Origin of the sequence: Streptomyces sp. A5-4, from assembly GCF_051131715.1 — a bacterium.
In the GTDB taxonomy this organism is placed as follows: Bacteria; Actinomycetota; Actinomycetes; order Streptomycetales; family Streptomycetaceae; genus Streptomyces.
On the sequence record NZ_CP178591.1, the window covers coordinates 8,732,810 to 8,746,511 of the forward strand.

The 13,702-nt window shown below is 68.9% G+C and carries 11 protein-coding genes and 1 tRNA gene; 6 read left to right on the forward strand and 6 right to left on the reverse strand.

The window, feature by feature from the left end; all coding sequences use genetic code 11:
* The first annotated feature begins 83 nt into the window (after window positions 1-83).
* The gene (locus ACLLJJ_RS40875; protein WP_434599875.1) at window positions 84-749 is read left to right on the forward strand and encodes a TetR/AcrR family transcriptional regulator; all 666 of its coding nucleotides are present in this window, start codon (window positions 84-86) and stop codon (window positions 747-749) included.
* Between the two features lie 72 nt (window positions 750-821).
* Here ACLLJJ_RS40875 and ACLLJJ_RS40880 read toward each other — a convergent pair whose 3' ends face one another.
* Both ACLLJJ_RS40880 and ACLLJJ_RS40885 read right to left on the reverse strand, forming a co-directional pair.
* Window positions 822-2,276, reverse strand: a complete 1,455-nt coding sequence (locus ACLLJJ_RS40880; RefSeq protein WP_434599876.1) for an MFS transporter — start codon at window positions 2,274-2,276, stop codon at window positions 822-824.
* Window positions 2,277-2,413: 137 nt separating this feature from the next.
* Window positions 2,414-3,949: a flavin-containing monooxygenase gene (locus ACLLJJ_RS40885; RefSeq protein ID WP_434599877.1), complete on the reverse strand. Its 1,536-nt coding sequence runs from the start codon at window positions 3,947-3,949 to the stop codon at window positions 2,414-2,416.
* A gap of 222 nt (window positions 3,950-4,171) precedes the next feature.
* On the opposite strand from ACLLJJ_RS40885, the gene ACLLJJ_RS40890 reads away from it, so the two are divergent.
* Genes ACLLJJ_RS40890 through ACLLJJ_RS40900 form a run of 3 tightly spaced genes read left to right on the forward strand, consistent with a single transcriptional unit; the run spans window position 4,172 to window position 7,499 of the window.
* Complete coding sequence (locus ACLLJJ_RS40890; RefSeq protein WP_434599878.1) at window positions 4,172-5,674, forward strand: flavin-containing monooxygenase; 1,503 nt, start codon at window positions 4,172-4,174, stop codon at window positions 5,672-5,674.
* Window positions 5,671-6,534 carry an SDR family NAD(P)-dependent oxidoreductase gene (locus ACLLJJ_RS40895; RefSeq protein WP_434599879.1) on the forward strand — a complete coding sequence of 288 codons (864 nt, stop codon included), beginning with the start codon at window positions 5,671-5,673 and terminating at the stop codon, window positions 6,532-6,534. The genes ACLLJJ_RS40890 and ACLLJJ_RS40895 overlap by 4 nt, the downstream gene beginning before the upstream one ends.
* A gap of 20 nt (window positions 6,535-6,554) precedes the next feature.
* The gene (locus tag ACLLJJ_RS40900) at window positions 6,555-7,499 is read left to right on the forward strand and encodes an alpha/beta hydrolase fold domain-containing protein (RefSeq protein WP_434599880.1); all 945 of its coding nucleotides are present in this window, start codon (window positions 6,555-6,557) and stop codon (window positions 7,497-7,499) included.
* An 89-nt stretch (window positions 7,500-7,588) separates the two neighbouring features.
* Here ACLLJJ_RS40900 and ACLLJJ_RS40905 read toward each other — a convergent pair whose 3' ends face one another.
* From ACLLJJ_RS40905 to ACLLJJ_RS40920, 4 genes are all read right to left on the reverse strand, one after another.
* A complete protein-coding gene (locus ACLLJJ_RS40905) occupies window positions 7,589-9,079 on the reverse strand; it encodes a hypothetical protein (RefSeq protein WP_434599881.1) in 1,491 nt (496 codons plus the stop codon).
* A gap of 43 nt (window positions 9,080-9,122) precedes the next feature.
* On the reverse strand, window positions 9,123-9,617 hold the full coding sequence (locus ACLLJJ_RS40910) for an SRPBCC family protein (RefSeq protein WP_434599882.1): 495 nt from the start codon (window positions 9,615-9,617) through the stop codon (window positions 9,123-9,125).
* Between the two features lie 36 nt (window positions 9,618-9,653).
* A tRNA-Phe gene (locus ACLLJJ_RS40915) sits at window positions 9,654-9,738 on the reverse strand.
* Window positions 9,739-9,749: 11 nt separating this feature from the next.
* The gene (locus ACLLJJ_RS40920) at window positions 9,750-10,754 is read right to left on the reverse strand and encodes a bifunctional lysylphosphatidylglycerol flippase/synthetase MprF (RefSeq protein WP_434599883.1); all 1,005 of its coding nucleotides are present in this window, start codon (window positions 10,752-10,754) and stop codon (window positions 9,750-9,752) included.
* Window positions 10,755-10,980: 226 nt separating this feature from the next.
* On the opposite strand from ACLLJJ_RS40920, the gene ACLLJJ_RS40925 reads away from it, so the two are divergent.
* Window positions 10,981-12,579: an aldehyde dehydrogenase family protein gene (locus ACLLJJ_RS40925; RefSeq protein WP_434599884.1), complete on the forward strand. Its 1,599-nt coding sequence runs from the start codon at window positions 10,981-10,983 to the stop codon at window positions 12,577-12,579.
* Entirely contained in the window at window positions 12,566-13,702 is a 1,137-nt protein-coding gene (locus ACLLJJ_RS40930) for an acyl-CoA dehydrogenase (protein ID WP_434599885.1), read from the forward strand. Before ACLLJJ_RS40925 ends, ACLLJJ_RS40930 begins: the two co-directional genes overlap by 14 nt.

The following is a 13,702-nucleotide window of genomic DNA, read 5'->3' on the forward strand; positions in this document are numbered from 1 at the left end:
GGGAGTCGGCCAGTCGCCTGTGTGGCGCACAGACCGATCCATCCGAGGTCAAATGCTGTACGATCGACCGTATGGGAAGTGCAATGGAGCCGGTCACTTCACGCTCAAATGGCCCCGGATCGTATGCGCCCCTGCCCCTGAAGCAGGCGGAGGTAACGGACAAACGCCTTCTGCGCGGCGCCCGTACACGGAAGATCGTGCTCCGCCAGGCTGTCGATGTCGCCTCGCTGGACGGCCTCGGCAGTGTCAGCTTCGGCCGCCTCGCGCTTGACACGGGTCTCAGCAAGGCGGGAATCCAGGCCCTCTTCAAGACGAAGGAAATCCTTCAGCTCGCGGCCGTAGAATTCGCGCGCGGGCTCTTCATCGACGCCGTGATCCGCCCGGCCAAATCGGCCCCCCACGGCACGGAGCGGTTGCGTGCACTACTCGATCACTGGACCGTGTACGCCGAGACACCGCTTTTCGCCGGCGGGTGTTTCCGGGCTGCGAACCTTGCGGAGTTCGACAGCCGCCCCGGCCCGGTCCGCGACGCACTCTTCCGCGACCAGCAGGAATGGCGCGAGGTCATCGCGGCCGAATTGTTCTGCGCCGTGAACGCCGGTGAGATCGCCGAACTGGACGTCGAACTCGCGGTCTTCCAGATCGACGCGCTGCTGTGCGCCGCGAACACGGCTCATCAGGCTGGGGACGCCGATGCGGTGGGCAAGGCTCGCCGTATCATCGAGGGGCTGCTCGTCGCTCCGCGCTGACGACGAACGCCGATGCGGCGGACCGTCCGGTCCGCCGCATCGGCGTGTTCACGCGCTGTTGCCGCGGGAGCGTCAGCCGGCCGCAGGGGCCTTCTTGTTCGGGAGCAGGAAGACAAGTACGGCCGCCAATACCGCGATGGCGAAGGTGGTCAGGGACGACATCGCGAAGGCGTGGCCCGCTGCGTCGATCCTCCCGTCGGTATCGGGGTGGTAGGAGTTGAAGAAGACCGCTCCGATCACGGCGACGCCCAGGGCGCCGCCGATCTGCTGGGCGGTCGACAAAACCCCGGACGCCATGCCCACGGTTTCCGGGGCGATCCTGCTCAGGACCGTGTTCAGCAGGGGCGTAATGAGCAGTCCGCCGCCGACGCTCTGGAGCATCAGGGTGGGAATGATCAGCAGGGGCGTCAGCCTCGATCCGGAGAGCAGGACGACCGCGGTGGTCAGGTAGCCGGCCGCGAGCACCACCGCGCCGATCTCCAGGACGCGCCGGCCGTACTTCGGCACGAGCCGGCCCGCGACCTTGCTGAAGACGAAGAAGGTCACCGCGGCCGGGGTGTAGACCAGCCCTGCGCCGAGCGCCGACATCCCGAGCCCCTCCTGCATCGAGATGGACAGGGCCAGGTAGTAGGAGGTCAGCAGCGCGTACACAGCCATCACCAGGACGATGCCGAGCGAGAACGAGCGCTGCGAGAAGAGGCTCAGCTTCATCAGCGGCTCCCCACCGCGCCGGTCGATGCCACGCTCCAGCACGACGAACAGGGCGAAGGCGGCGATGCTTGCGGCGAAACAGGCCCAGGTCCACCAGGGCCAGCCAGCCTCGCGCCCCTGGATGAGCGGGAACGTGAGCAGCAGGAGGGCGGCGCTCAGGGCCATCACGCCCGGAAGGTCGAGCTTTCGGGTGCCCGTCGCCCGGGATTCCGGCACGTACTTCGCCGCGAAGACGATCGTGGCGATCCCGATCGGCACGTTGACCCAGAACACCGAGCGCCAGCCGGTGCCGAACAGGTCGGCGCCGATCAGCAGACCGCCGACGAGTTGGCCGCTCATGGTCGCCAGGCCGATCACGATGCCCAGAGTGCCGAAAACCCGGTGCCGTGCCTTCTCGGGGACGGCGAGGGTGATGACGGCGAAGACCTGGGGCACCATCAGGGCCGCGCCCAAGCCCTGGACGATGCGGGCCCCGATGAGGGTGCCCGGGTTTTGGGCCATGGCGCAGGCCAGTGAGGACAGGGTGAAGACGGCGGTGCCGGTGATGAAGATCCGCTTACGGCCGTACAGGTCCGCGAGCCGGCCGCCGGTGATCATGAAAACGGCGTAACTCAGCTGGTAGCCCGCGAGGACCCACTGCAACTGGCCGACGGATGCGCCTAGGTCGGCCTGGATCGCGGGACCCGCGACCACGACAATGAACGAGTCGAGGATAGCCATGAACATGCCGACCATGACGACCGCCACGGCGGGCCACGGTACCGCGGGAGCGGCTTCCGACCTCGCCGCGACGGCTTCTACTTTGGCATTCGTCACGAATGCATCCCCCTTCTCGGCTTTCCGCTCCGTGCTGGACAGCACAGCCCACGGCGCAGCCCCATGGAGTCCGCGCGGGGCCGCAGCAAAATGAGTGTACGCACGACCGTATGTTTACTTCAATCCGGGCTCCGAGATCACCCGGCTTCGGTGGGGCGCGGGACGGGGGCGAGCCGCCGGCCTTCGTGGCGGGCCGTCAGGGTGAACGCCTGCGGGTCGGGCCGGCGGGTGGACCTCCAGTACGAGGTACCGGTCCCGGGCCAGGACTGGCGGTTGCTCCCCGTGTGGTCCAGGAACCAGCTGTGGCAGCCGCCCGTATTCCACACGGATCGGGCGAGCCTGCCGTGCAGGCGGGCGTTGAACGCGCGCTGGACGTCCGCGCGCACCTCCATCCGCGTGGCCCGCCGCGTCCTCATCAGGCGCAGGCACTCGACGACGTAGTGGAGCTGCGCCTCAATGACGAAAAGGATCGACTGCGCGCCGCCGCCCGAGTTGGGGCCCATCAGCATGAACATGTTCGGGAACCCCGACACGGTCGTGCCCAGGTGCGCCGTCATGCCGTCGCGCCACGCCTCCTGGATGGTGACGCCGTCGCGGCCGACGATGTGTTCGGTGGCGCAGCGGTTCTCCGTGGAAAATCCGGTACCCAGGATCACGATGTCGGCCTCGTGGAACTCCCCGTCCGCGGACCTGATCCCGGTCTCGGTGAACTCGGCTACCGGGGAGGCGACCAAGTCCACGTCGGGACGCTGGAGGGCCGGGTAGTAGTCGTTGGTCAGCAGGATGCGCTTGCATCCGATTTTGTAGTCGGGGGTCAGCTTCGCCCGCAGTTCCGGGTCCGGCACCTGCTTTTTGAGCATGCGCAGGGACGCCGCCTCCAGCAGCCCCAGAAGCTTCGGGTTCAGGAAGGCGAGGACCGGGACCTCGTGCGTCCAGTAGGCGGTGAGCCGGTACAGCTGCTGCACAAACGGCAGCTTCCGGAACAGCTTGTGCTCGAAGGCCTTCAGCGGCCGGTCGGCCTTCGGCAGCACCCAGTGCGCGCTGCGCTGAAAGACGTCGACGTGGGCGGCGGTGCCAGCGATCTCCGGGATGAACTGCGCCGCGCTCGAGCCGGTGCCGATGACCGCGACGCGCTTGCCCTTGAGGTCGACGGAGTGGTCCCACTGCGCTGAATGGAACATCTTCCCCTTGAAGCGGCCCATGCCGGGCAGGTCCGGGATGAGGGGCTGGTGCAGCGACCCGTGGGCGAGGACCACGATGCGCGGCCGGTACTCGCGGCCCGAGCGGGTCCGTACGGACCACCGGTCAGTCTTTTCGTCGAACTCGTAGGAGACCGCCTCGGTGTTGAACCGAATGTGCGTGTCGAGGTCGTGCTCCTTGGCGACACGCTTGATGTAGTCGAGAATCTCCGGCTGCGCGGCGTACATCCGGCTCCACCCGCGGTTGGGGGCGAAGGAGTACGAGTACATGACGCTCGCGACGTCGCAGGCGCAGCCAGGGTAGGTGTTCTCCCGCCAGGTGCCGCCCACGCCATCGGCCTTCTCCAGTACGACGAAGTCGGAGTGCCCTGCGGCGAGCAGCTTCATCGCCATGCCGAGGCCGGCTAATCCGGTCCCCACGATCAGCACGTCCGGCGTTTCGACTGCCTCTGATTTCGCCGGTGTGGAACCCATCGGGCGTCTCCTTACCTGCTCATACGTCGAGGTCATCGGGACTGTCCATCATCCGGAACAGCTCTGAAACCGTTCTGCCCTGGGGACGGGGCCGGTTCAGAGGCCCGTCAGATCCGATCTGGGACCATCCGGGGGTTCATCGTTCGGGACGGGTGTGATGGGAGATCGGATTCCCCCTTGAGTTCTACAAACCAAAGCAAGACGACAGACGCCCCCTGCGGTATGTCCGCCCGGACGGGGTCCTCCGCCGGTCCGGGCCGGCGGACGAACATCCTCGTGATCGGCGGCGGGCTCGCCGGGCTCGCCGCCGCCGTCCGCTTCCGCCGTGAGGGGTGGGACGACTTCCTGGTCCTCGAACGTGGCGACGAGGTTGGCGGCACGTGGCGTGACAACACCTATCCCGGTGCGGCGTGCGACGTGCCGTCGCACCTCTACTCGTACTCCTTCGCCCTGAACCCGGGGTGGAGCCGGTCGTTCTCTCCGCAACTGGAGATCCAGGAGTACATCACCCGCGTCGCGCGCCAGTACCGCGTGCGGGACCACCATGTCTTCGGGTGCGAGGTACTCAGTGCCCGCTGGGTCGAGGGCGACGCCTTGTGGGAGGTCGAGACAACCCGGGGGCCATTCACCGCCGACATTCTGGTGGGCGCCTTCGGAGCGCTCTGCGAGCCGTCGCTGCCGGACATACCCGGGATCGGCACGTTCGCGGGAAAGGTCTTCCATTCCGCCCGGTGGGATCACGACAGCGACCTGGACGGCAAGAAGGTCGCGGTCATCGGCACGGGCGCGTCGGCCATCCAGATCGTTCCCGCCATCGCGCCGCGGGTCGCCGAACTCCAGGTGTACCAGCGCACCGCTCCGTGGGTGCTGCCCCGCCTTGATCGCCGCTACTCCGCGCTCGAACGCCTCGCGTGCCGGTACGTGCCCTTCTACCAGCGGCTCGTGCGCGGCGGCATCTACTGGGCGCACGAGGCGCAGGCGATCGCCCTGGCGAAGAGGCCCGGGCTGATGCGGCCTGTCGGGCTGCTGGCCCGGGCGAAGCTGCGGCGCGAGGTGCCCGACCCGGCCCTGCGCCAGCGTCTCACCCCGGACTACCGGGCCGGATGCAAACGGCTCCTGCTCTCGAACACGTACTACCCCGCCTTCCGGGAGGAGCACGTCGCGCTCGTCACGGACGGCATCGCCGAGGTCCGCGAGAAGTCCGTGGTCACCACGGACGGGACGGTCCGCGAAGTCGACGCCCTGGTCCTGGCCACCGGATTCCAGGTGACCGACTCTCCCACCTACCGCAGGTTGTTCGGCAAGGACGGCCGGAGCCTGGGCGAGGTGTTCGACACGGTGGGGCGCCAGTGCTACAAGGGCACGGCGATCGCGAACTTCCCCAACATGTTCCTGCTGGTCGGCCCCAACACGGGGCTCGGCCATAACTCGATGATCTTCATGATCGAGTCCCAGGTGAACTACCTCGCCGACGCCGTCATGACCATGAAGCGCGGGCGCCTGCGCTCGGTGGAGGTACGCGCGACGGCCCAGGAGGGCTTCTCGCGGATGCTGCGCGAGCGGCTGTCCCGGACCATCTGGAACGTCGGCGGCTGTGCCAGCTGGTATGTGGACAAGCACGGCGCCAACACCACGATGTGGCCCGGTTTCAGTTACGAATTCCGGCGGATCACGCGGAAGTTCGACATCGACGCCTACCACGTCTCGACCGGAGGACCACAGTGACCAAGAAGCCACAAGATGCCTGCTTCGCCGGGAAGGTCGTCGTCATCACTGGTGCGGGATCGGGTATCGGCCGCGCACTGGCCGTGCGCCTGGCCGGGCTCGGCGCCGATCTCGCCCTGTGCGACGTCGACGCCGACGCCGTCGAGGTGACCGCCGTACGATGCGAGGGCCTGGGAGTCCGGGTGCGGGCCGACCGGCTCGACGTGACCGAGCGGGAGGCCGTCCTCGCGTACGCGGAGAAGGTCCGCGCGCATTTCGGCACGGTCCACCAGATGTACAACAACGCGGGCATCGCCTACTACGGCGAGGTGGAGCGGGAGACATTCAAGGACATCGAGCGCGTTCTGGACGTGAACTTCTGGGGCGTGGTGAACATGACCAAGGCCTTCCTGCCCCACCTGATCGAGTCCGGCGACGGCCACGTCATCAATGTCTCCAGCCTCTTCGGGTTGATCACCTATCCGGGACAGAGTGCCTACAACGCCTCCAAGTTCGCGGTGCGCGGCTTCACCGAGTGCCTGCGCCAGGAGATGCTGCTGGCCCGGCATCCGGTCCACGTGACCTGCGTGCACCCCGGCGGCATCAAGACCGCCGTCGCCCGCAACGCCACGGCCGCTGAGGGCATGGACGCAGCCGGCATCGCCCGCGCCTTCGACCGGCGCCTGGCGCTGCACAGCCCCGAGATGGCGGCCGACACCATCGTCGAGGGCGTCGTCAGGCGCCGCGCGCGGGTCCTGGTGGGTGCGGAAGCCAAGGCACTCGACCTGCTAGGGCGGATCAGCCCGGTGGGCTCCCAGCGGTTCGGCATCTGGATGTCCCGTCTCATCAGGCTCGCCCCGCGCCCCGGGAAGACGGCGTGAAGGCCGCTGCGACGCTCCCGGTGCCGCTTGCACGCGCGGTGCTGCACCCCTGGTTCCGCCTGACCTTCCACCACCGCATGCCGTGGTCGGCGCAGCGCGCGCTGCTGAACCTCGTCGCCCGGGCGCAGCCGCTGCCCTCGGACACCTCCGTCCGGACGCTGCACCTTGGGGACCGTCCGGCCGAGCGGATCACCGTCGGAGCTACATCCGGGGCGGGGGCCGTGCTCTACCTGCACGGCGGCGGACATACGGTGGGCTCGCCCGCCACGCACCGGTCGCTGGCCGCGCACCTCGCGCGCGAGATCCGTCGGCCCGTCTACCTGTTGGACTACCGGCTCGCCCCCGAGCACCCTTGTCCGGCGTCCACCCGGGACGCGCTCGACGCGTTCGGAGCTCTGACCTCCGTCGAGGGGCACGTCGCCTTGGCCGGGGATTCGGCGGGCGGCGGCATCGCCCTGGCGGTGGCGCAGCGGCTCACCGCGGATCGGGGGCCTCAGCCCTCGGCGCTCGTCCTGATCTCCCCGTGGGTGAACCCCGCCGAGGTGGCCGACCGCGAGCGTGACCTCGTGATCAACCGCCGGTGGGCGCTTTCCTGCGCCGCCGCCTATCTCGGCGGGGGCGACCCGTCCGATCCCTCATACGCCCCGTTGCTGGGCCCGCTGGCGGGGCTGCCGCCGACCTACCTCCACACCAACACGCGCGAGCTGCTGTACGGGCAGTGCCTGGACCTCGCCGTGTCCCTGCGTCGTGCGGGCGTCGCGCTGCGCTTCGTGGAGAGCACCGTCCTGTGGCACGCGGCCCAGGCCCAGGCGGGGCTGGTCAGGGAGGCGGCCGAGTCTCTGCGGGACGTCGGTGCGTTCCTGACCGCGAACGGGTCGGGCCGGCGGTCCGGGCAGGGGGCGGGCTCCGCCGGGGCCGGGGCCGGGGCCGGGGCCGGCGCCCGCGCCGGGGCGCAGTCCCCCTGAAGCTCCCGAACGCGGGTACGCGGGTACGCGCGAGCCCCGCCGGCCAAAAACGCCGTGCGGGGCTCGCGCGTACGCGTGCTTGCGTGGGCTCAGGTCGTCAGGCCGGCGCCGAGGTCGAGGCGGCCCTCTCCCGGTCCCGCCGGGCCCAGGCCCAGCTTCGCGGCCCACACCGCAGCCAGTTGCGAGGCCATGCCCGCCGCGTCGCCGCCGAAGCGCCGACGGGCGGGGGCGTCCGACGACGGCTCCTCGGGTACCGGGGGGCGGCCGAGAAGTATTCCGCCCCCCGGGGTGCATCGGCCGAACGTGGCGGTGTCCACCCAGCGGGGGGCGCCGACGGGGTCGCGGACCTCCACCTGAAGCCGGCCGCGCAAGCCGACCGGGACCCTCGCCCCGTCCGTGTCGTCGACGATCCGGGCTCCGGTCGCCCGGCCGCCGGGGGCGTCGGGGAGCGCGCCAAGCAGTTCAGCGAGCGGGCCCGGCGCGCGCAACACCCGGGCGGGCGGGGCGAAGAGGATCGAGCCGACCGCCGTGGACGGGTCTGCGACGGCCGCGGCGAGCAGGTCGCTGTAGTGGCGTGCGAACAGCCGCACGGTGGCCGCGTCGGAGAGCTCTTCGGCATAGCGCAGCACGAGGTCCGTCGAGGTGACATCGAGGGACAGGTCGCACTGGAAGGCCTGCGGCTCGCCGTCGACGAGCAGCGCGGTGATCTCCGTGACGCCGACACCGGGCAGGCTCAGCGGAACGAATTCACCTGCCACCCGGAAAGAGAACCGGACCGGAAGCGGCCGCCCGTCGCCGACTGGCGGGTCCCCGCCCGCTAGGCCCGTGCCCAGCCGGGCGGCCTCGCGGGCGACCAGCGCGTCGAATTGTTCGTCGGGGCGGTACGCGCGGCGCAGCACGACCGGGTCGCCCGCCCCTGCCGCGCGCTCGTGCGGCGCGGCGCCGTCGGGCGACATGAGGACGGTGACCTCCGCCAGCCCGGACCAGCGGGCGAGCAGCACCTCGAGCCCGGCGAGTAGGACGGCGTAGGAGGGCACACCCCAACGGCCGGCGAGGGCCTCTGCCTTCGCGAGCACCGCCTGGTCCAGCCGGTGGCTGATCACGGCGGCGGTGAAGCGGTCCCCGGCCGGCCGCGGGCGGTCCGCCGTACGGACCGGGCCGGAGCCGTCGGCCAGGGTCCCGTGTCGGCGGGCCGCGCGGGCGCGATGGCGCGGTGAGGCGGGAGGCCAGACGGCGGCGCGGGCCTCGAGCGCGTACAGCGCGCTCAGCTCGCGCTCGCGCCGGAACACGCCATCGGACCAGCCGTTCCACAGGCCGGCGGAGGCCGAGACGACCAGGACGTGGTGGTCCTGCGTCGCGAGTTGGAACAGTTCGGCCCGCGGCTGCGGCGGGGCGGCCGGGTCCCGCCCGGTGGCGCTGCGCGCGGCCAGCAGGTCGCGGATGGCGGGCAGGTCCGGTACGTCGCGGGCGGACAGGGGCTCGGGAGCGTCCTCGCGCCCGGGGGAGACGAGTGTGCCAAGGGCCCGCTCCAGCGCGGCGACATTCAGTTCGCGGCCGAGCCGCCAGGCCTGGATGAGCATGTTGGACAGTCCCTTCCGTCGTGCGGCGGGGGCGTGGCCGCCGCTACTGGTGGGGGTGGCCGGCGGCCCGACGGCCGGTGTCGGCGCGCACCGCCTCGCAGTACTCGGCGACCCGGCGGGAGATATTGGCCGCAGTGTTCCTGGCGGCGGCGGCGACGAACGGCTCCAGCGATTTCGCGATGGCCTTGCCGGCGATTCCGCCGGGCAGCCGGAACTCGATGCGGAACTCGACCGTGCTGTGGGAGGCGTCGACGGCGGCGAAGTCGAAGGTCGTGGACGAGTCCATGCCAGCGACCGACTTGTAGGCGATGCGAACGTTCTTCTCCCAACCGACCGTCTCGATGGTCGACTTCAGGGTGGAGGGCCCGATCTTGGAGACCGCCTCGTAGATTGATCCGGGGCCGTGGTCGAGGGCCCCGACCGGCCGGTAGCTCGCCATCCCGTGCCAGTATTCGGTCACGTTCCGGTAGTTGTCGAGATATGCGAACGTGACGTCGAGCGGGGCGTTGCAGGCCGCGACGAAACGGACTTCAGTCATGGCGGGATCCGTTCTGTGCTCGATGTTATGGCTGAGCGGAAGGAGCAGGATTCGAACCTGCGTGGGCGTGAGCCCGACCGGGTTTCCCCGGACCTCGTTAGGCCGCTTCGAGTACCCTTCCCGGGTTTTCGTTCACACGATGTTCGTTGCTCGCACTACGCTCCACAAAGAACGGGGGGATATTCCTCCGTCGAATGCGAAGTATTCGGGCAGCACTGCTGTCGGATACCACTTGGACTTGTATTCCAGCTGGCTCTTCGCGGGATATACGCGGTCTCCGTGGTCGGCTACGAGCCGGACGATCCGGGTGGCGGCGCGGCTGGCTGTAGAGAGCCGGTGCGCGTCGTCCAGGCCGGTGAACGGGGTGAAGCCGAAGTGCAGCCAGGGCGCTCCCAGCGCCCGTACGTGGTCAATGGCGTGGGAGTTGATCGCCTCCATGACGCCCGGCGGACAGTCCGGTAGCCGGCGGCTCAGGTCGTGCAGCCATCCCGGACGCGATCCGTAAGCGGGTGCGTAGGAAACGTACCCGACCGCGATGCCGTCGATCTTCCCGACGAAGAGCTTGCGCAGGGGCTGCCAAGGGCCGCCGATCTCCCCGATGAGGAACGTCAGTTCCTTGGTGTGCTTTCCCTTCTCACGCAGCCACTTCGCGTCGATGTCCCCGATGTCGTCGCCGAATTTCCCGGCGTCCACCTCCGAGACCTCCAGTCCCGCGCGCAGGGCCCGGGAGATTTTGTTGCGGAGGCGTACGAACCGCTTTCCGCGGAGACTGAAGGCGGTGAGCTCAACGGCGTAGGAGGCTCCGATCTGGTTCACGGTCAGACCCAACTCCGCACAGAGTTCGGCGTCCTCGCGCTGGAGCTGGACCCCCACAACCCGGCGGCCGTTTCGGTGCGCGTGTTCGAGAAACCTGGACTGGGCCTCCCTCCTGTCCGGGGCGTCGGTGAACGGCCCCCCGAACTGGATCCATCTGCGGCCGTGTGGCCGGTAGCAGACGAACCCGTCGATGCCGGCGGTGGTGAAGTACTCGTTGCCGCGGTTGAGAGCGAGGAACGCGCTCGGGTTGTCCGCGTACCGCTCGAGGGCGGAAATCATCGAGATGCGGCCTTCTGGCTGGAGCGAATCGGGCACCTTCATGCGCTGTCCCCACGATCGGCAATTCGTTGCAACGGACGTTAGCGATGCCTTCTGACACCCGGCCGACATCGCGGCCCGCAGGATGTCAGGGGCATTTCAGAGCCGTCGCCGATACTGCTGTTACGCGTCACTGACGTGGGCGGCTCGCCACCACCGAGTTGTTGTCGGAGTTCAGATTGCAGAGGTCACTTTGGCAGCGCATGTCGAATCCCATCACATATCTTCATTGAGCAGTTACGTACGCGGAAAGGACGTGGAGAGCGGCAAGTGGGTGTATGTCCTCTCCCCGCGTGCGGTCCTGAATGATTCGTTCGCAAGCCTGAGTCTCAAGCGAAAACTCGAGTCGGGCAGGTCGCCCGACGAGGTGCCCGAGGGCGTGATCGTCGGCCGGGTCGCGGTGGCTGACAAGGAGACCCAGCAGGACGCGCTGGTGGCCGCGGCGGAGGCGAGCAGGATCTGGCGCGGGGTACCGCTGACGACGCGGTTCGACGGCTGGATGGACCTATTGCGCGCCACCATCCTGGAGCACGGCGACGAGCTCGTCCGGCTGCTGACCCTCGAAGGCCACCCCCTCGAGCTCGCCAAGTGGGAGATCTCCGGCATGCGCGAGCTGACCCGGAGGGAGACCACGGACTACCTGCGCGGACAGTTGTGGCAGGAGTTCTCCGTCGACGGGCGCCGCAACATCGTCCGTCGCCAGGCCGACGGCGTCGTGTGCATCACGCCGCCCGCGAACGCCCCGCTGGTCAGCGCGCTCCTGGGCACCATGTGCATTCCCGGGGGCAACGCGGCCGTGGTGCGCGCGCCGCGTACCGCGCCGTACGGGGTCACCTACGCGCTGCGTCACCTGATCGCCCCGATCCTGGACGAGATCGGCGCTCCGCCCGGCCTCCTGAACATCGTGTGCGGGCACCCCGGGCCGATGCTGGACGCCTGGGTCAACAGCCCGCACGTCGACGACATCATGTATTTCGGCGACGTCCCTAGCGGACTGAAGCTGGAGGGCAGGTGCGTCGCAGCCGGCAAGAAGCCGATCCTCGAACTGGCCGGCAACGACGTGGTCTTGGTCTGGAAGGACGCGGACCTCGACCGGGCCGCTGACGCGCTCGCGGAGAGCTTCTACGGTTCCGGGCAGCTGTGCATGATCCCGAACCAGGCGGTCGTCCACCCGGATGTGGCGGACGAACTGATCGCCCGCGTCGTGGAGAGAGCGAAGGCGCTGCGTCCGGGATATCCGGACGAGGAGGGCGTGTTGCTCTCTCCTGTGCTGCGGCACGACAAGTTCAACCAGTTCCTGGCCGATGCTGAGGAGCGCGGGGCGACCATCGTCACCGGCGGCCACGGCATGCAGATCGACGGAACCCGGGACAGCTCCGGATTCTTCCTCGAACCAACGGTCCTGCGGATCGACGGTCTACGTGACGCACGCGCGTCGGACGTGGTCAAGCACGAGACCTTCTTCCCTCTGCTGCCGGTCGTCGTCCCCGAGCCGACCGACGACGAGACCCTGCTCGACAGTTTCGTCGACTTCGTCGACACGAACCTGTACGGGCTGCGGAACTCGCTGTGGGCACAGGACGAGCATGTGATCGACCGATTCGTCGCCGAGACGGTCAAGGGCGGACTGCTTAAGGTCAACGACTCGCACATCGCCTTCACCGCTCCGCTTCCCTCGCACGGGGGCACGGGGTTGACCGGCGGGGTCTTCGGCGAGGCCAACTACCCCGTGCTGAGGACCACGCACATCCAAGGTGTCTCCATCGTCGCGAACGGTTCCCCGCGGTCGTCGCGGGAGAAGGAGGAGGGGCGCGATGCGCACTCTTGACGAAGCACGGGAGGTCTGTGACAAGTACCTTCCAGGCCTCCTGTCCGAGCTGGCGCGGATCCCCCTTGCCGGGCTCGAGAAGCCCGGCAACCGCGGCCTGGAGCTTTTCCGGGCGAGCGGCGGGCCGGCCCTGGTCATTCCGAAGAGCTACTCGGGCTCCGGTGCCTCTCCGTTGGAGGCGATCCAGGTCACCCGTGCGATCGGGGCTGCCGCGCCATCCCTGGCGGTGGCGTCGACGATGCACCACTTCTCGGTGGCGACTGTCTTCACCCTCGCCGAGAGCCTGCGCTCCAGTGGGGTCGAATGGGCGTTGCTGGAGGGTATAGCCACGCAGAACCTGCTGGTTTCCTCCGGGTTCGCCGAGGGGAACCCGGGGCAGGGGATCTTGTCCCCGACCGTGGGTGGCGTGCGCAAGGACGGCGGCATCGTCGTCAATGGGTCCAAGCGTCCGTGCAGCATCTCGCGTTCCATGGACCTGCTGTCGGCCAGCGTCTCGGTGCGGGCCGAGGGCGGCGGATCCGAGACGGTGCTGATGCTCATACCGGCAGACACGCCCGGTGTGTCGGTCCATCCGTTCTGGGGCAGCAACGTGCTGGCCGGTGCGGAGAGCGACGAGGTCCAGTTGACCGACGTCTTCGTCGATGACCGGCTGGTCGTGCCCACCGACACCGGTGAGCGGGGCGAGCTCGACGAACTGCAGAGCGTCGGGTTCATGTGGTTCGAGATGCTGATCACCTCCTGCTACCTGGGCATGGCCAGTGCTCTGGTGGAACGGGCTTTCGCGAGTGGGAAGCTCAGCGCGGAGCTGGTGGCGGACCTGGGCGTGCGCATCGAGACGGCGGCGCAGCTGTTGGACGGGATCGCCCGCCATCTGATGGCGAAGGAGGGCGACAACGCGGCCCTCACCAAGGCAATGATCGCCCGATACGGCGCCCAGGAGGCGATCGTGGACGCCTCGAAGAGGGCGGTCGAGGCACTGGGCGGGATGGCCTTCATCTCCTCCCCGGATGTGGCGTACCTCGCATCGGCCTGCCTCTGCGTGAGCTTCCACCCGCCGTCCAAGTCCAGCACCAGCCGGGCGCTGGCCGCGAATTTCTCCGGTGACGTACTCAGGTTCGAGTGA

Coding starts and splice junctions, on each gene's coding strand:
- ACLLJJ_RS40885 (WP_434599877.1), bottom strand. CDS start 3,949: ATGGGTTCCACACCGGCGAAATCAGAGGCAGTCGAAACGCCGGACGTG.
- ACLLJJ_RS40920 (WP_434599883.1), bottom strand. CDS start 10,754: ATGAAGGTGCCCGATTCGCTCCAGCCAGAAGGCCGCATCTCGATGATT.
- ACLLJJ_RS40930 (WP_434599885.1), top strand. CDS start 12,566: ATGCGCACTCTTGACGAAGCACGGGAGGTCTGTGACAAGTACCTTCCA.
- ACLLJJ_RS40910 (WP_434599882.1), bottom strand. CDS start 9,617: ATGACTGAAGTCCGTTTCGTCGCGGCCTGCAACGCCCCGCTCGACGTC.
- ACLLJJ_RS40905 (WP_434599881.1), bottom strand. CDS start 9,079: ATGCTCATCCAGGCCTGGCGGCTCGGCCGCGAACTGAATGTCGCCGCG.
- ACLLJJ_RS40875 (WP_434599875.1), top strand. CDS start 84: ATGGAGCCGGTCACTTCACGCTCAAATGGCCCCGGATCGTATGCGCCC.
- ACLLJJ_RS40890 (WP_434599878.1), top strand. CDS start 4,172: ATGTCCGCCCGGACGGGGTCCTCCGCCGGTCCGGGCCGGCGGACGAAC.